Genomic DNA, 15,851 nt, shown 5'->3' with positions numbered 1-15,851 from the left:
CAGCCCAATGCCGGGATGCAGGAACGAAGGGATGCGAGAGATGGCGATCGAGGTCGGCGACAAGGCCCCGGACTTCGAGCTCAAGGACAACCACGGTGCCACCGTGCGGCTCTCCGATTTCCGGGGGGAGAAGGCCGTGGTGCTGCTCTTCTACCCGTTCGCGTTCACCGGTGTCTGCACCGGTGAACTCTGCGAGCTGCGCGACCAGCTTCCGCGCTTCCAGAACGACGATGTCCAGCTCCTCGCCGTCTCCAACGACTCCGTGCCGACCCTGCGGGTCTTCGGCGAGCAGGAGGGCCTGGAGTACCCGCTGCTGTCGGACTTCTGGCCGCACGGCGAGACCTCGCGCGCCTACGGAGTCTTCGACGAGGACAAGGGCTGCGCGGTCCGCGGCACCTTCATCATCGACAAGGACGGCGTGGTGCGCTGGACTGTCGTCAACGGACTGCCCGACGCGCGTGACCTGAACGAGTACATCAAGGCGCTCGACAGCCTCTGATGGCGTCCGCGCGGCTCGTCGCGCGCGGTTCCCTGCGAAAACCGCCAACGGGCGGGAACCCGTCACTAGGATCGAAACGTTGATCCGGTAGCAACCGCACGACGGGGCACCGCCCCACACAGCAACCAATGGAGGACCCGTGGGAGTCAGCCTCAGCAAGGGCGGCAACGTCTCGCTGACCAAGGCCGCGCCTAACCTGACGGCGGTCATCGTCGGTCTGGGCTGGGACGCTCGCACCACCACCGGTGTCGACTTCGACCTCGACGCCAGCGCGATCCTGACCAACGACCAGGGCAAGGTCGCCAGCGATGCGAACTTCGTCTTCTTCAACAACCTGAAGAGCCCCGACGGCTCGGTCGAGCACACGGGTGACAACACCACCGGTGAGGGCGAGGGCGACGACGAGGCGATCAAGGTCAACCTCGCCGGCGTCCCGGGTGACGTCGCCAAGATCGTCTTCCCTGTCTCGATCTACGAGGCCGAGACCCGCCAGCAGAGCTTCGGTCAGGTCCGCAACGCCTACATCCGCGTGGTGAACCAGGCCGACAACACCGAGCTCGCCCGCTACGACCTCTCCGAGGACGCCTCGACCGAGACCGCCATGGTCTTCGGCGAGCTCTACCGCAACGGCGCGGAGTGGAAGTTCCGCGCCATCGGTCAGGGCTACGCCTCCGGCCTGCGCGGCATCGCGCAGGACTTCGGCGTCAACGTCTGAGTCCGAGAAGTCCGTCCGTCCGGCGCCGTGCACTGTGTGTACGGCGCCGGACGTGCTTCGCGCGCAGCACCGCACCACCGCCACGCCGAACCATCCGTCACACCGCCACACCGTCGTCCGGGGAGGACCACAACATGGGCGTCACACTCGCCAAGGGGGGCAATGTCTCCCTGTCCAAGGCCGCGCCGAACCTCACCAGGGTTCTGATCGGTCTCGGATGGGACGCGCGCTCGACCACGGGAGCCGATTTCGACCTCGATGCCAGCGCGCTGCTCTGCAACGGCGGCCGGGTGCTGGGGGACGAGTACTTCGTCTTCTACAACAACCTGAAGAGCCCCGACGGCTCCGTCGAACACACGGGGGACAACCTCACGGGCGAGGGTGAGGGCGACGACGAGTCGATCATCATCGACCTCACCAAGGTGCCGGCCGAGGTGGACAAGATCGTCTTTCCGGTCTCGATCCACGAGGCGGACACCCGCCGGCAGAGCTTCGGCCAGGTCAGCAACGCTTTCATCCGTGTGGTCAACCAGGCCGACGGCCAGGAACTGGCCCGCTACGACCTCTCCGAGGACGCCTCCAGCGAGACCGCGATGATCTTCGGCGAGGTCTACCGGTACGGCGGCGAATGGAAGTTCCGTGCGGTGGGGCAGGGGTACGCGTCGGGCCTGAGGGGCATCGCTCTAGACTTCGGGGTCAACGTTTCGTAAAGCCTTTCAAGACGCATGGGGTGTCAGGTGCCAGTGGTTCTGAAAACCTTCGGCTGGTCGTTCGCCATCACGGCGCTCGGCCTCGCCTTCGCCGCGTGGCAGTGGGGGTGGGAGGCGTTCGGGGTCGTACTGATCCTGTCGATCCTCGAAATCTCGCTGTCCTTCGACAACGCGGTCGTCAATGCCGGAATCCTGAAGAAGATGAATGCCTTCTGGCAGAAGATCTTCCTCACTGTCGGCATCCTGATCGCCGTCTTCGGCATGAGGCTGGTCTTCCCGGTGGCGATTGTCGCCATCAGTGCGAAGGTCGGCCCCATCGAGGCGATCGAGCTGGCTCTGGATCAGCCCGACCAGTACGAGGCCCTGGTCACCGACGCCCATCCGGCCATCGCCGCGTTTGGCGGAATGTTCCTGCTGATGATCTTCCTCGACTTCATCTTCGAGGAGCGCGACCACAAGTGGCTCGCGTGGCTGGAGCGTCCGCTGGCCAAGCTCGGCAAGGTCGACATGTTGTCGGTCTGCGTCGCGTTGATCGCCCTGCTGGTCTCGGCGATGACCTTCGCCGTCAACGCCCACACCAGCACCGGCAACACCGACAAGTCCGCCACCGTGCTGCTCGCCGGCGTCGCCGGCCTGATCACCTACCTGATCGTCGGCGGCTTGTCCTCGTACTTCGAGGACAAGCTGGAGGAGGAAGAGGAGCGCGAGCACGAGGAGGAGGAGAAGGCCAAGGCCGCGGGCAAGCCCGTGTCCGCCGTCGGCCTCGCCGGCAAGGCCGCGTTCTTCCTCTTCCTCTACCTGGAGGTCCTCGACGCCTCGTTCTCCTTCGACGGGGTCATCGGCGCCTTCGCCATCACCAACCACATCTTCTGGATGGCGCTCGGCCTCGGCATCGGAGCCATGTACGTCCGTTCGCTCACGGTCTACCTGGTCCGCCAGGGCACCCTGGACGACTACGTCTTCCTGGAGCACGGCGCGCACTACGCGATCGGTGCGCTCGCCGCCATCCTGCTCGTCACCATCCAGTACGAGATCAGCGAGATCATCACCGGCCTCATCGGCGTGGTGCTGATCGCCGCCTCCTTCTGGTCCTCGGTGCGCCGCAACAAGCGCCTGGAACTGGAGGGTTCCTCCGTCGAGGCATGACCGCGGCGTTAATGCGGAACGCTCCCTTGCGGGGCGGTCCACCGGGCTCACGGGCCCGGCGGGCCGCCCCGTTCTCCGTAGTCCTCGCGGGGACCAGGGGATCAGACCAGGGGATCAGGACCAGGGGGGTAGGGGATGGGCTTCTTCGACGGCATCATGGGCAGCCGAGCCGTGCAGTTCCAGTCGGGCAGTGCCTCGTCGAACGCGATCGAGCTGACCAAGCGACATTCGACGGTGTCGCTCACCAGGCAGGGCGCCGTCCACGGCAACCTGCGCGTCAACCTGTCCTGGCGCATGCGCACCTCGGACATCGGCGGCCGTTCCGGCCAGAGCGGCCAGCTCTTCCGCCATCCGTTCAAGCTGTTCAAGCCGGACATCGTGCAGGCACACACCCAGGGCATGGTCAACGTCGACCTCGACATGGGCTGCTTGTACGAGCTGGCGGACGGCACCCGCGGCGCCGTCCAGCCGCTGGGCAACCTGCTGGGCGACCTCAACGACCCGCCGTACGTCAAGCTCAGCGGTGACGACCGGTTCGGATCGGGTTCGGGGGAGACCCTCTACATCAACCTCGACCACGCTGACGAGATCAAGCGGATGCTCGTCTTCGTCTACATCTACGACCAGACCCCGGCCTTCGACCGGACGCACGCCATGGTCACCCTCTATCCCGTGACCGGCCCGAGGATCGAGATCCCGCTGGACGAGCGGCACCCGCAGGCCCGCTCCTGCGCCGTCGTCTCCCTGGAGAAGGTCAAGGGCGAGCTCGTCGTCAAGCGCGAGGTGAAGTTCGTGTACGGGTTCCAGTCCGAGCTGGACCGGCTCTACGGCTGGGGGCTCCAGTGGGGGAGGGGCTACAAGAGCGCCAAGAGGTGACCGCAGCCGCCCCGAGGCCTCCCGGTGCGCCCGGTCCCCCGGGCCTTCGGCAGTCCCTCCCGCGGCTGCCGGAGCGCCTCCGGGGTGCGCTCTCAGCGGCGGATGAACTGGGGGCCTTGCGCCGGCAGCCGGAAGGTCGGGTCGCCGCCCGGGCCCGGCACCGGGGACACCGGCTGCGGGTAGCCGTAGGCGGGCGGGGCGGCCGGCGGGGCCTGCGTCGGCGGCGCCATCGCAGCGGTCTCGTCGGCGCCCGGACCCGCTGCGGGGGCCCCGGGTCCGGCGGCCGCGCCGGCGTCGGGCTCGGCGGCGTTCTCGTCGACCGCGATCCCGTGGTCGGTCGCCAGCCCCACCAGGCCGTCGGAGTAGCCCTCGCCGAGCGCCCGGAACTTCCACCCGTCGCCCCGGCGGTACAGCTCGCCGCAGATCAGCGCCGTCTCCGCGCCGGTCTCGGGCCGTACGTCGAAGTAGGCCAGCGGCTCGGAGCCACCGGTCGCGGTGGCGTCGTACAGCAGGATCCGCAGGTCGCGGACCCGTTGGAAGGGGACGTCCTCGGCCGAGGCGACCACCAGGATCCGGTCCACGCTCGGGGTCACCGTGCGCAGGTCGGCCTGGACGGCATCGGTGACGGCGTCGCCCACCTGCTTCTTGCCGAGGCGCCAGACCGCCCCCGAGGGGTGCCGGGGCTGGTTGTAGAAGACGAAGTCCTCGTCCGAACGCACCCGGCCGTCCGGGCCCACCAGCAGCGCCGAGGCGTCCACGTCCGGCACCTCGGGGCCGCCGGTCCAGCGCAGCACCGCCCGGACCGCCACGGGGGCCACCGGGATGTTCGAGCCCTTCTGCATCGCGTGCGTCATGCACGTCATCCTGCCCTCCCGGGGTGGAGCGGGACAATGCGGCCCCCCGTAGGGCCTTGTACCGATCGTGCGAGCTGGGCATCGTGCAAGTGGGTTACCTGAACTTCATGTGCTTGAGGAACTCTTCGTTCACGTTCGTACGTACTATTACCGGCCATGCCAGTTGGGCCGCCGAGGTTGTACGGGGGAAGCACATGCGTCACTTTGGGCACATATCGCCCACGGTCCGTAAGGACCTCTTCCACCAGGAACCGGCGGAGTTCACCGGGACCTCACCCGCCCGTCTCCTCGCGGCGGCCCTCGGGGCCACCCTCTACAGCCCCGCCACCCGCCCGGCGCTGGCCGCGGACATCCGCAAGCAGGCCGGCCGCGGAGTCGTCTCGATGGTCCTCTGCCTGGAGGATTCGATCAGCGACGCCGATGTCCTCGACGCCGAGAACAACCTCGTCCGCCAGTTCCGCGACCTCGACGCCGACGCCGGCGAGCTCCCGCTGCTCTTCATCCGCGTCCGCACGCCCGACCAGATACCGGACCTGGCACGCCGCCTGGGCCCCTCGGTACGGCACCTGGCCGGATTCGTACTTCCGAAGTTCGACGAACGGCGCGGCATCCCCTTCCTCGAAGCCGTCGCCGACGCGGAGGCCGTGAGCGGACGGGACCGGCTGTATGCCATGCCCGTCCTGGAGACGCCGGAACTCCTCCACCTGGAAACCCGCGTGGAAGCCCTCGCCGGGATCTCCCGCACGGTCAACAGCCACCGCGACCGGGTCCTGGCACTGCGCCTCGGAGTCACCGACTTCTGCTCCGCCTACGGACTGCGCCGCACCCCGGACATGACCGCCTACGACGTCCAGATCGTCGCCGGCGTCATCGCGGACGTCGTCAACGTCCTCAGCCGGGCCGACGGCACCGGATTCACCGTGACCGGCCCCGTCTGGGAGTACTTCCGCAGCCAGCAGCGCCTCTTCAAGCCCCAGCTGCGCCGCAGCCCCTTCCTGGAGGAGGGCGTCGAGGAACTGCGCACCGCGCTGATCGAACACGACCTGGACGGACTGCTGCGCGAGATCGAGCTCGACCGGGCCAACGGGCTGCTCGGCAAGACCTGCATCCACCCCGCCCACGTCACACCCGTGCACGCCCTGTCGGTGGTCTCCCACGAGGAGTTCTGCGACGCCGAGGACATCCTGAGGCCCGAGCGCGGCGGGGGCGGAGTGATGCGTTCGGCTTATACGAACAAAATGAACGAGATCAAGCCCCACCGGGCCTGGGCCGAGCGCACCATGCTGCGCGCCGAGGCCTTCGGTGTGGCGAAGGAGCAGGTCGGCTTCGTCGACCTGCTCACGGCCGGGCTCCAGGTGTGAGCGAGCCGGTGCCGAAGCAGACGACGAGGAAGGGCAAGACGATCGACGAGGTGTGGTCGGGTACCTGGGTCGCGGACCGGCTGGGAGTCGCCCTGCACGACTCCGAAGGGGGGCCGCGGCCCGGTCCGCGGCTGAGCCCGCGGCTGACGGACCTGCTCGGGATGGCCCTGCGGCGCAACCCCAAGCGCGCACACCTGCTGGTCTCGCAGGTGCTGGGCAAGCACGTCCCGCAGTCCCCGAGCACGGTGTACGCCGCCGGGTTCGGGCTCGGAACACGCGTACGGGCCCTGCTCGGCGACGAGGCCGCGGCGACGGCCGTGGTCCTCGGCTACGCCGAGACCGCCACCGGGCTCGGCCACTGCGTCGCCGACGGCCTGGGATCCGCCCCGTACCTGCACTCCACCCGCCGGCCCGTCCCCGGCGTCACGGCGGCGGGCGGCTTCGAAGAGGCACACTCGCACGCCACCTCCCACCTGCTGCTGCCCGAAGACCCCGCGCTCCTCGCCGGCGACGGGCCGCTCGTCCTGGTCGACGACGAGTTCTCCACCGGCAACACCGTCCTCAACACCATCCGCGACCTGCACGCCCGTCACCCCCGCTCGCGGTACGTGGTCGTCGCCCTCGTCGACATGCGCTCCCCGGCCGACCGCGACCGGCTCACGGCCTTCGCCGCCGAGCTGGGCGCACGCGTGGACCTGATCGCCCTCGCCTCCGGCACGGTGTCCCTCCCCGACGGGGTGCTGGCCAAGGGGAAGGCGCTGGTGGAGGAGCACGAGCAGACGGACGCGGCGGACGCGGCCGGACCGGCGGGCTCCCCGCGGCCCGTCCTGCACGTCGACCTGCGGTGGCCGCACGGGCTCCCCGACGGCGGCCGGCACGGCTTCCACCCGCTGCACCGCGAGCGTCTGGAGGCCGCCCTGCCCGACCTCACCGCCCGCCTCGGGGCCGCCCTCGGCGCCGATCCCGGACGGGTCCTCGTCCTCGGCAACGAGGAGCTGATGTACGCGCCGCTGCGCCTGGCCAAGGCGCTGGAGGAGACGGGCGCGGCCCGCGAGGTCCGCTTCTCCACCACCACCCGCTCCCCGGTGCTGGCCGTGGACGACCCCGGCTACGCCATCCGCACCCGCCTCGTCTTCCCCGCCCACGACACCCCCGCCGACGGCCCCGGCGACCGCTACGCCTACAACGTCGCCCGCCCGGCGGACGGCTCCGGCTTCGACACCGTCGTCGCCGTCGTGGACTCGGCCGGCGACACCCCCGAACTGCACACAGGACTCCTCGCCGCCCTCGCCCCGCACACCGGCCGCCTCGTCCTGGCCGTCGTCCCCTCCTACACACCGTCCACGGCGCCCCTGCCGCCGGGCACGGCCTTCAGCACCCCCGACACCCGGCAGGAGCCGACCATGCCCGAGCCGCTGCGCGGCCCCGCCTTCTCCTCCTACGCCCCCGAGGACGTCGGCTGGCTGCTCCAGGACCTCTCCGGCGTCCAGCTCGAAGCCCCCACCGAGGAGCGCGAGGAGGCCATCCAGGCCGGCGGCGCGCACTACGCCGAGTCCCTGCCCGTCGAGTACCAGCCCTCGCCCCAGTACCAGGAGCTCTACCGCAGCGCGCTGACCGCCTCCGCCGCCCGCGTCGCCCGCGCCGTCGGCACGGTCACCGAGACCGTCCTCGCCGAACGCTCCCCCTCCCCGGTCCTGGTCTCCCTCGCCCGCGCCGGCACCCCCGTGGGCGTCCTGATGCGCCGCTGGGCCCGCGCCCGGCACGGCCTGGACCTCCCGCACTACGCCGTCTCCATCGTGCGCGGCCGCGGCATCGACGCCAACGCCCTGCGCTGGCTGGCCGCCCACCACGATCCCGCCGACGTCGTCTTCGTCGACGGCTGGACCGGCAAGGGCGCCATCACCCGTGAGCTCAGGGACGCCCTGAAGGAGTTCCCCGGCTTCGACCCGGAGGTCGTCGTCCTCGCCGACCCCGGCTCGTGCGTGCCCACCTACGGCACCCGGGAGGACTTCCTGATCCCCTCCGCCTGCCTCAACTCCACCGTCTCCGGACTCATCTCGCGTACGGTTCTGAGGTCCGACCTGGTCGGGCCATCCGACTTCCACGGCGCGAAGTTCTACCGCGAGCTCGCCGGAGCCGACGTCTCCGCCGAATTCGTCGACGCCGTCGCCGCCCACTTCGACGACGTCGCGGACGCCGTCGACGAGGAGGTCAAGGAACTCCTCGCGGCCGACCGCACGCCGACCTGGGAGGGCTGGGCGGCGGTCGAGCGGATCAGCGAGGAATACGGCATCCACGACGTGAACCTCGTCAAGCCCGGCGTCGGCGAGACCACCCGCGTGCTCCTGCGCCGGGTGCCCTGGAAGATCCTGGCGCAGCGCGGCGCCGGGTCCGACCTGGACCACGTACGGCTGCTCGCCGAGCAGCGCGGCGTCCCGGTGGAAGAGGCTGACGACCTGCCCTACACCTGCGTCGGGCTCATCCACCCCCGATTCACGCGCGGCGCCACCGGCGCCGACGGAAAGGCTGTGGCCACCCAGTGACTGTCCTCGTAGCCAGTGACCTCGACCGTACGCTCATCTACTCGGCGGCCGCCCTCGGTCTGACCATGCCCGACCCGGTGGCCCCCCGCCTGCTCTGCGTCGAGGTCCACGAGAGCAAGCCGCTGTCCTACATGACGGAGACGGCAGCGGCGCTGCTGGCGGAGCTCACCGAGGACCCGTCCGTCGTCTTCGTCCCCACCACCACCCGCACGCGCAAGCAGTACCAGCGCATCCGCTTCCCCGGCCGCCCGGCCCGGTACGCGATCTGCGCCAACGGCGGGCAGCTCCTCGTCGACGGCGTGCCGGACCGCGAGTGGCGGCGACAGGTCGCGGCGCGCCTGGCCGAGGAGTGCGCCCCGCTGGAGGAGGTCCGCGAGCACCTGTCGTCCGTCGCCGACCCGGCGTGGCTGCGCAAGGCACGGGTGGCCGAGGACCTCTTCGCCTACCTCGTCGTCGAACGCCCCCTGGTTCCCGACGCATGGCTCAAGTCCCTGGCGGAGTGGGCCGGGCCCCGCGGCTGGACGGTCTCCCTCCAGGGCCGGAAGATCTATGCCGTGCCGCGCCCGCTCACCAAGAGCGCGGCGATGCGTGAGGTCGCCCGCAGGACCGGGGCGACCACCACCCTCGCCGCCGGCGACTCCCTCCTGGACGCCGACCTGCTGCTGGCGGCCGACGCCGCCTGGCGCCCGGGCCATGGGGAACTGGCCGACGCGCACTGGACGGCCCCCTCGGTGACCGCGCTCGCCGAAGCGGGCGTCCTGGCCGGCGAGGAAATCGTGCGCGCATTCGCCCGCGAGGCCGGTCGGCTCGGCAGACTGGACGCATGACCAAAGGCAACAGCACGAAGATCACAGACGAGCTGTACCGCTACATGCTCGACCACAACCCCCCGCTGGACTCCGTCCAGCGGGGGCTGGTTGCGAGGACCTATGCCGCGTTCCCGGACGTCGCCGGGATGCAGTCCGCGGAGGAGCAGGGACCCCTGCTGGCCTTCCTCGTCCGCCTGACCGGCGCCCGCCACATCGTCGAGATCGGCACCTTCACCGGCTTCTCGGCCCTGTCGATGGCCCAGGCGCTGCCCGCCGACGGCCGCCTCATCGCCTGCGACGTCTCCGAGGAGTGGACGGCGTACGGCAGGCAGGCCTGGGAGGAGGCCGGCGTCGCCGACCGCATCGAGCTGCGCATCGCGCCGGCCCTGGAGACCCTGCGGGCGATGCCCACCGAGCCGCACATCGACATGGCCTACGTGGACGCCGACAAGGAGAGCCAGATCGCCTACTGGGAGGAGCTCGTCCCGCGGCTGCGTCCCGGCGGTCTGATCGTCACGGACAACACCCTGTTCCACGGCACGGTCCTCGACGAGTCGGCCACCGGCTCGGCGGCCGGCGTGCGCGCCTTCAACGACCACGTCGCCGCGGATCCGCGCATGGACTCCGTCCTCCTGGCGATCTCGGACGGCCTGACGCTCTCGCGCAAGCGCTAGACGGGCGCCGGCAGGCAGCAGCGTCAGCCGCAGCCGCCGCCACCGCAGCAGCCCCCGCCCGCACCGCCCATGGGGCGCGCGGCCGCAGCCGCGGGCGCGCGGCCCGCCCCGCCCACGGCGACGGCGGACAGCAGCTTCACGGTGTCGGCGTGCCCGGCCGGGCAGTCGGCAGGGGCGGAGGACTCGGCCATGGGGCGGCTGACCTCAAAGGTGTCGTCGCAGGTCCGGCAGCGGAATTCGTAACGAGGCATGCGCACAGGCTAAGCGCGCGCGGCGCCCGCGCGCTACGACTCCCGGCCGGCTCGCGCACGGTGTCGGGGCCGGCCGGTGGGACGGGGGACGGCGTGTGGGAAGGAGAGGACGGCGGTGGTCGGGGGCTACCCCGGGCGGGTCGGTGCCGGTGCGACGCCCGGCGGGTCGGCGCCGGTGCCGCGGCGGGTGGGCCGGTGCCGCGGCGGGTGGGCCGGCGCCGTCCCCCGACACCTAGACGGCGTCGGGCCGCGCGAGCTGCCCGCGCGCCAGCCTCGCCCGGTCCTCCCGGGCCGCCTGCTCAGGGTGACGGGCCCGCCAGTACGGATTGTCGTGCGGCAGCGCGCTGCCCACCCGCCCGTACATCCCGAACCACATCAGCATCACGCCGACGACGAAGCTGAACAGCACGTTCTGGATCTGGAAGGCCAGGAAGTTCAGCCCGGTGTCGAGCAGCGCCAGGTTCACGAACCCGCTCGCGATGAACAACACGCCCAGCACGATGTTCAGCGTCGAGGCGAAGGTCCCGCCCAGCACCATCCCGACGATGAGCAGCCCGCCGATGCAGATCGACAGGACACTCAGCGCACCGTTGGTGTTCAACGCGAGCACGGTGTCCCCGCCCGTGTCGAAGAACCCGATCCGGTCGACCAGGCCCAGGATCCCGAAGACCACCAGCAACAGACCGGTCAGCCCCGCCCCGACCCGGTACACCTGGCTGAGCTTGTGATCGATGGGCAGGTGCTCGTCGAGCCGGGCATTGACGGGATGCAGAACGCGCTGCACCCGCCGCGCCATCGGGTGCGGATCCTGCGGTACGCGGGGCTCGTACGGCTCGTGGGCCACGTAGGGCGCATAGTGCTCATGGGGCTCGGTGCATCCGTACGCCGCATGCGGCGCATACGGCTGCTGCGACACCGGGGGTGCCTGGGACGCATGCGGCTTGTGGAAGGTGTGGGCAGCCATGGAGGCCTCCTCTGATCCGTCCCGCACCCTCCAGCATCCGTCGCCGGACGCCCCACGACAAGCGCGACCCAGAAGACCGGCGCGACAAGCGCCACGGGGCCGCGGAGCCGCGAAGGCAGGGGCGGACCAGACCCGCCCGCGCTAGCCGTGGGCGAGCTCCTCCCGGATGCCGGTCACCACCCGGTTCACGGAAGCCCGGACGGCCTCCATCTCCTGGAGGAACGCCCAGTAGTCCGGATGCCTGCCCTCCAGCCCGTCCAGCGCCCGGCCCACCCGCGCCACCGCATCGTCCAGCGGCCGGGCGTGCCGCGGATCCGCCACACTGCGCCCCGCCATCGCCAGCCGCTGGGCGTCCCGGATCGCGAACCGGGTCCGGTCCACCTCCGCCTGCGGATCCCGCGCCACCGCCTCCAGCCGCGTCAGCCGGTCCTGCGCCGCCGACACCGCCTCGTCCGTCGCCTCCAGCGCACCGCGGACCGCCTCGATCAGCGCCCCCACGTCCGCCCAGCGCTGCTCGTCCCGGGCCGCGCCCGCCTCCCGCAGCTGCTCCTCGGCCCGGGACACACTCCGTACCGCCTCGTCCGGCACCTGCTGGAGGTCCTGCCAGCACGCCGCACTGAACCGCCGCCGCAACTCGCTCAGCACCGGATCCACCCGTTCCGCCCGATTGCGCAGCGCCTGCGCCCGGGTCCGCAGGCTCACCAGCCGCCGGTCGATCTCCGCCGCCCGCTCCGGCAGCCGCGCCGCCTCCGCCCGTATGGCCTCCGCGTCCCGCAGGATCCGGTCGGCGCGCCGCACCGTCTCCTGCACCCCGTGCTGTGCCGCGCCCTGGTTCAGCTTGGTCAGCTCCGGCCCCAGCGCCGCCAGCCGCGCCGCGAGGTCGTCGGCCCGCATCCCCTTGGCCCGCATGGCGTCCAGCGCATCACTGGCCCCGATCAGCGCGGCCCTGGCCCGCTCCCGCGCCGGCGCGACCCGCGCGAGCTGCGTCTCGGCCTTGTCCAGCAACGGCTGCAGGCTCTGCGCGAACCGCTCCAGCTCCCCCTTGACCCGCACGAGTTCATCACGGGCACGCGTCAGCTGATCCCGCGCACGCGTGGCCACCGCGGCCTCCAGCTCCGCCCGGTCCAGGTCGTGCGCGTCGACCGCCTCGATGTAGACGTGGCTGACCTGGTCGATGCGCTGCCCGAGCGCGGCGAAACCCTCGGTCGCCTGCCGTGCCGCGGGCGACCCGTCCGCCGCGGCGATGGTCTCGATCGAGATCCGCAGATCCCGCTGCGCCGTGTCCAGCTCGTAGAACGCGGCCGCGGCGGCATCCTTGGCCGCCTGCGCATCCGCCCGCCGACTCTCGTCCCGCCCACCGAACCACCGCCGGGATGCCGTCGTCACAGTCCCTCTCCCGTACGTGTCCGCCATGCCCCGGTCCATTCTCCCCCACGGGAACGGGTTTGCGTGGGGGGTGTGCCCGCCATGTAGGCTGTCCACTCATCCACGGGTGCGTAGCTCAGGGGTAGAGCGCTGCTCTTACAAAGCAGATGTCGGCGGTTCGAAACCGTCCGCGCCCACCAGGGAAAAGGCCCCTCGCCGATCATGGCGAGGGGCCTTTGACATCTACATCTGACATCAACGGGAACGGTCGATCACGACCGGGGACGACTCCTGAGCAGCCGGTCGATGTGACTCACGGCCTCGCGCTGCGTGTCCTGGACGACGTGGGTGTAGACGTTCATCGTGACGGCGATCTGGCTGTGACCGAGGATCTCCATCACGACGCGGGGCGGGACGCCGGCGGCGGTGAGAAGCGTCGCCGTACCGTGCCGGGCGTCGTGGAGTCGGACGACGCGGAGGTCAGCGTTCTTCGCGACGCGGGTGAACGAGCGGTAGAGGTTCCGCGGCTCGATGGGCTGTCCGGTGCGGGTGGTGAAGACGTACCCGGTGTCCGTCCACTTCTCTCCGGCGCGCTCGCGGGCGGCGGCCTGCCTGAGACGCTGCCACCGGAGAGGCGCGATGCAGATCGCGGGGAGCGGGAGCGTCTGCTTGCGCCGGCGTCCCTTGGGATCGTCCTCGTATACCTCACCGGCCACCCGCTGGCGCTGAGTCCTGACCCGGATCTCTCGCTTGTCGAGGTCGACGTTCTCCCAGCGAAGGCCGACGACCTCACCGCGGCGGAAGCCGAGGGCGATGGCGAGCACGAAGGCGGCGTACAGCGGGTCCTTCCGGGCGGCGGCGAGGAAGTCGAGCGTCTCGTCCAGGGACCAGGGGGAGAGCTCCCGGGCGGCGACGGTCGGCGGCTCGACGAGCGTCGCGACATTCCGGCTCACCAGCTCCTCACGGCAGGCGGCGGTGAGGGCGGTGCGCAGGACCCGGTGGGACTCCTTGGCGGTGGCGGCGCTGGTCTTCTTCTCCAACTGGACGAGGAAGCGCCGGACGTCGGCGACGCCGAGGGATTCCAGCCGCTTGGGCCCGAGCATCGGAACGAGGTACAGCCGGACGTGCACCTCGTACTTGGCCGCGGTGGTCTTCTTGCGGCGCGGCTTGACGATGTTGTCGAGCCAGTACGGCAGCCACTCGGAGAGCTTCATCGAACGGGTCGGGACGGGAACGCCGTTGTCGACCTTGTCGAGGAGCGCGCGGCGCTTGGCGTCGCACTCGGCCCAGGTCTTGCCGTAGGCGAACTTCCGGGCGCGGGTGCCGTCGGGCTGGAGGACGTAGACGGCAGCCTGATAGCGGCCGTCGGACCGTTGGGTGATGGTGCCGGCCCCGTTGGGGTTGCGCTTGCGCTGGGCGGCCATCAGGCGGCCTCCTCAATCTGGTTGTTGATGAAGTCCTGGACGGCGTCGGCGGGAACGCGGCGCGACCGGCCGATGGTGATGGAGACCAGGCGGCGGGACCGGATGAGGTCGTAGACGGTGGAGCGGCCGAGCTTGAGGCGCGTCATGACCTCGGGAACGGTCAGCAGCTCGGCGGTGGCGGTGGTCATGCTGCGGCTCCTTCCAGGGCGAGTTGGTCGCGTAGGGCTTCGCGGGCGGTCTCACGGTTGAGCTGGATGTCCCGGGCGATGGAGGCGGCGAGGGCGGCTTCACCGGGGGAGTGGCCCTGACCGGCGTAGGCCCAGGAGGCGAGGACGAGGACGGTGTCCGGCTGGATGTCGTCGAGGCCGCGGGCGGTGCGTTCCTGGGCGGCGCGGTAGTCGGCGCGGGTCTGGCGAAGGTCGCCCAGGGTGGTGGAGTACTGCCGGGACTTGGTGGAGAAGTGGCCCCGGAAGCCGAGCATGTGGGCCCAGGCGAGGAGGCGGCGGTCGGGGTAGAGCGGGTCCAGGTCGAAGCAGGCTTCGACGAGGCGGCGGGTGTGCTCGGGGATGGCGAGGAGGACGAGGGCCTCACGGTTGCCGATACGGCGGTCGAGGCTTCCAGTGGTCTCGGCAGCCTTGGTCGAGTACTTGGCGATGTAGGAAGCGACGGCCTGTTCGGTGATGTCGGAGCCGTCGCCGAAGGCTCGGACGGGCCGGATGTCGAGCTGGGTGCCCCAGCGGAGTCGGCGTAACGGCTGATCGCCGACGGCGGGGACGGCGATGGTCGTGTACGCGTGGGCAGCGGCAGCCTGGATGGCTCGGGTGAGGAGTTCGGTCGTGGCCCAGGACGAGGGAGGGGTGTCGGGCCCGTCGGGTCCGTCGAGGCGGATCACGGCGTGGAAGTGGACGGCGCCGCGCTTCTGGAACTCGGCCACCTTCCCGTAGGAGAGCCGGGCGACCTCCTTCAACTCCCGCTGGGAGAGCCCGGCAGCGGCGGCGATCTCACGGCGGAGCCGGGTGGCGAACCTCTGCCAGAGCTGTCCGGCGTAGTTGTTGAACAGCACGGCGCCGGCGTAGTCGTACGCGTCGGGATCGAGGGGCGTGCCCAGCTCGGCAGCGTCCTCAGAGTGACGGGTGCCGCAGCGACAGGGCCGGGTGCCGGGCCGGTTGTGGACCGGCCCGAACGACGGCGCCGTGAGGGTCAGGAACACACGGGGGTGATCGCGGACGGCGGCCGGGATGTCGCGGCGGTCGTCTCCGGCAAGGCCGGCGCGGATGAGGTGGTACGTGTCGCCCGCGTAGGTCCAGGCGCAGGCGGGGCAGCGGGAGGCACGGCGGTTGCCGCAGGCGATCCGGAGCCGTCCGCCGGGCTCGGCGTCGGTGGAGTAGCGGTGCAGGGCCTCGCCGGTGGTCTTGTCCCGGGTCAGGGTCCAGCCCTGGAGATGGATGGGCTGGGAGCAGCCACCGGTGCGGTGAATCTGTTCCTTCCAGCGGTCGAAGCCGGGGGAGGCGGCCACCCGGAGCATGTCGCTCAGGGTGGCCGGGGCCAGGCCCGGTACGTGGTCGGTGTCGGTCATCATGAGCAGGCGCCTTCTGGTTCTCTGGACTGGATAGGGGCGGGGCTCCCGGGCGGCGGAGACTTGGCGGTTGAGCCGCCCGGG

16 protein-coding genes and 1 tRNA gene are annotated in these 15,851 nt (G+C 70.9%); 10 read left to right on the top strand and 7 right to left on the bottom strand.

What is annotated here, in order from left to right; translation table 11 throughout:
- Positions 1-40 precede the first annotated feature (40 nt).
- From R4Z63_RS09835 to R4Z63_RS09815, 5 genes are all read left to right on the top strand, one after another.
- Positions 41-499, top strand: a complete 459-nt coding sequence (locus R4Z63_RS09835; RefSeq protein ID WP_030819487.1) for a peroxiredoxin — start codon at positions 41-43, stop codon at positions 497-499.
- Between the two features lie 139 nt (positions 500-638).
- Positions 639-1,214 carry a TerD family protein gene (locus tag R4Z63_RS09830; RefSeq protein ID WP_030657021.1) on the top strand — a complete coding sequence of 192 codons (576 nt, stop codon included), beginning with the start codon at positions 639-641 and terminating at the stop codon, positions 1,212-1,214.
- A gap of 134 nt (positions 1,215-1,348) precedes the next feature.
- On the top strand, positions 1,349-1,924 hold the full coding sequence (locus R4Z63_RS09825; protein ID WP_037924012.1) for a TerD family protein: 576 nt from the start codon (positions 1,349-1,351) through the stop codon (positions 1,922-1,924).
- 33 nt (positions 1,925-1,957) lie between these two features.
- Entirely contained in the window at positions 1,958-3,070 is a 1,113-nt protein-coding gene (locus R4Z63_RS09820) for a DUF475 domain-containing protein (protein ID WP_037924014.1), read from the top strand.
- 135 nt (positions 3,071-3,205) lie between these two features.
- Positions 3,206-3,946, top strand: coding sequence for a TerD family protein (locus R4Z63_RS09815; protein ID WP_384448658.1), 741 nt, complete (start codon positions 3,206-3,208; stop codon positions 3,944-3,946).
- 92 nt (positions 3,947-4,038) lie between these two features.
- Here the strand turns inward: R4Z63_RS09815 and R4Z63_RS09810 are convergent, their stop codons facing one another.
- Entirely contained in the window at positions 4,039-4,800 is a 762-nt protein-coding gene (locus R4Z63_RS09810; protein ID WP_037924018.1) for a TerD family protein, read from the bottom strand.
- 194 nt (positions 4,801-4,994) lie between these two features.
- On the opposite strand from R4Z63_RS09810, the gene R4Z63_RS09805 reads away from it, so the two are divergent.
- Genes R4Z63_RS09805 through R4Z63_RS09790 form a run of 4 tightly spaced genes read left to right on the top strand, consistent with a single transcriptional unit; the run spans position 4,995 to position 10,187 of the window.
- Positions 4,995-6,161 (top strand): HpcH/HpaI aldolase/citrate lyase family protein, encoded by a 1,167-nt coding sequence (locus R4Z63_RS09805; RefSeq protein ID WP_384448654.1) that lies wholly within the window; start codon positions 4,995-4,997, stop codon positions 6,159-6,161.
- An 8-nt stretch (positions 6,162-6,169) separates the two neighbouring features.
- Positions 6,170-8,704: a phosphoribosyltransferase gene (locus tag R4Z63_RS09800; protein ID WP_384448651.1), complete on the top strand. Its 2,535-nt coding sequence runs from the start codon at positions 6,170-6,172 to the stop codon at positions 8,702-8,704.
- Positions 8,701-9,531, top strand: coding sequence for an HAD family hydrolase (locus R4Z63_RS09795; RefSeq protein WP_384448648.1), 831 nt, complete (start codon positions 8,701-8,703; stop codon positions 9,529-9,531). Before R4Z63_RS09800 ends, R4Z63_RS09795 begins: the two co-directional genes overlap by 4 nt.
- The gene (locus R4Z63_RS09790) at positions 9,528-10,187 is read left to right on the top strand and encodes an O-methyltransferase (RefSeq protein WP_037924024.1); all 660 of its coding nucleotides are present in this window, start codon (positions 9,528-9,530) and stop codon (positions 10,185-10,187) included. Before R4Z63_RS09795 ends, R4Z63_RS09790 begins: the two co-directional genes overlap by 4 nt.
- A 23-nt stretch (positions 10,188-10,210) precedes the next feature.
- Here the strand turns inward: R4Z63_RS09790 and R4Z63_RS09785 are convergent, their stop codons facing one another.
- The 3 genes from R4Z63_RS09785 to R4Z63_RS09775 all read right to left on the bottom strand — a co-directional run bounded on the left by R4Z63_RS09785 (position 10,211) and on the right by R4Z63_RS09775 (position 12,827).
- On the bottom strand, positions 10,211-10,438 hold the full coding sequence (locus R4Z63_RS09785) for an FmdB family zinc ribbon protein (RefSeq protein WP_037924459.1): 228 nt from the start codon (positions 10,436-10,438) through the stop codon (positions 10,211-10,213).
- A 232-nt stretch (positions 10,439-10,670) separates the two neighbouring features.
- Positions 10,671-11,234 (bottom strand): DUF4383 domain-containing protein, encoded by a 564-nt coding sequence (locus tag R4Z63_RS09780; protein ID WP_384448807.1) that lies wholly within the window; start codon positions 11,232-11,234, stop codon positions 10,671-10,673.
- Positions 11,235-11,543: 309 nt separating this feature from the next.
- Positions 11,544-12,827, bottom strand: a complete 1,284-nt coding sequence (locus R4Z63_RS09775; protein WP_384448645.1) for a coiled-coil domain-containing protein — start codon at positions 12,825-12,827, stop codon at positions 11,544-11,546.
- A 65-nt stretch (positions 12,828-12,892) separates the two neighbouring features.
- On the opposite strand from R4Z63_RS09775, the gene R4Z63_RS09770 reads away from it, so the two are divergent.
- Positions 12,893-12,967 (top strand) — tRNA-Val (locus R4Z63_RS09770).
- Positions 12,968-13,039: 72 nt separating this feature from the next.
- Here the strand turns inward: R4Z63_RS09770 and R4Z63_RS09765 are convergent.
- From R4Z63_RS09765 to repSA, 3 genes are read right to left on the bottom strand one after another with little or no spacing between them, the layout of a single operon-like run.
- Positions 13,040-14,191 (bottom strand): tyrosine-type recombinase/integrase, encoded by a 1,152-nt coding sequence (locus R4Z63_RS09765; RefSeq protein WP_384448642.1) that lies wholly within the window; start codon positions 14,189-14,191, stop codon positions 13,040-13,042.
- A complete protein-coding gene (locus R4Z63_RS09760; RefSeq protein WP_384448640.1) occupies positions 14,191-14,379 on the bottom strand; it encodes a helix-turn-helix transcriptional regulator in 189 nt (62 codons plus the stop codon). The genes R4Z63_RS09765 and R4Z63_RS09760 overlap by 1 nt, the downstream gene beginning before the upstream one ends.
- Positions 14,376-15,767, bottom strand: coding sequence for a replication initiator protein RepSA (gene repSA / locus R4Z63_RS09755; protein WP_384448804.1), 1,392 nt, complete (start codon positions 15,765-15,767; stop codon positions 14,376-14,378). The genes R4Z63_RS09760 and repSA overlap by 4 nt, the downstream gene beginning before the upstream one ends.
- Positions 15,768-15,851: the final 84 nt, after the last annotated feature.

It is taken from the genome of Streptomyces sp. PL-29 (assembly GCF_058344425.1).
The sequence above is the reverse complement of the archived record's forward strand: the minus strand, read 5'-3'. Positions and strand labels throughout refer to the sequence as shown.

What these genes read in the sequence shown, in the direction of transcription:
- R4Z63_RS09835 (WP_030819487.1), top strand. Translation starts at nt 41, where the DNA reads ATGGCGATCGAGGTCGGCGACAAGGCCCCGGACTTCGAGCTCAAGGAC.
- R4Z63_RS09825 (WP_037924012.1), top strand. Translation starts at nt 1,349, where the DNA reads ATGGGCGTCACACTCGCCAAGGGGGGCAATGTCTCCCTGTCCAAGGCC.
- R4Z63_RS09815 (WP_384448658.1), top strand. Translation starts at nt 3,206, where the DNA reads ATGGGCTTCTTCGACGGCATCATGGGCAGCCGAGCCGTGCAGTTCCAG.
- R4Z63_RS09810 (WP_037924018.1), bottom strand. Translation starts at nt 4,800, where the DNA reads ATGACGCACGCGATGCAGAAGGGCTCGAACATCCCGGTGGCCCCCGTG.
- R4Z63_RS09805 (WP_384448654.1), top strand. Translation starts at nt 4,995, where the DNA reads ATGCGTCACTTTGGGCACATATCGCCCACGGTCCGTAAGGACCTCTTC.
- R4Z63_RS09790 (WP_037924024.1), top strand. Translation starts at nt 9,528, where the DNA reads ATGACCAAAGGCAACAGCACGAAGATCACAGACGAGCTGTACCGCTAC.
- R4Z63_RS09785 (WP_037924459.1), bottom strand. Translation starts at nt 10,438, where the DNA reads ATGCCTCGTTACGAATTCCGCTGCCGGACCTGCGACGACACCTTTGAG.
- R4Z63_RS09780 (WP_384448807.1), bottom strand. Translation starts at nt 11,234, where the DNA reads ATGGCGCGGCGGGTGCAGCGCGTTCTGCATCCCGTCAATGCCCGGCTC.
- R4Z63_RS09775 (WP_384448645.1), bottom strand. Translation starts at nt 12,827, where the DNA reads ATGGACCGGGGCATGGCGGACACGTACGGGAGAGGGACTGTGACGACG.
- R4Z63_RS09765 (WP_384448642.1), bottom strand. Translation starts at nt 14,191, where the DNA reads ATGGCCGCCCAGCGCAAGCGCAACCCCAACGGGGCCGGCACCATCACC.
- R4Z63_RS09760 (WP_384448640.1), bottom strand. Translation starts at nt 14,379, where the DNA reads ATGACCACCGCCACCGCCGAGCTGCTGACCGTTCCCGAGGTCATGACG.
- repSA (WP_384448804.1), bottom strand. Translation starts at nt 15,767, where the DNA reads ATGACCGACACCGACCACGTACCGGGCCTGGCCCCGGCCACCCTGAGC.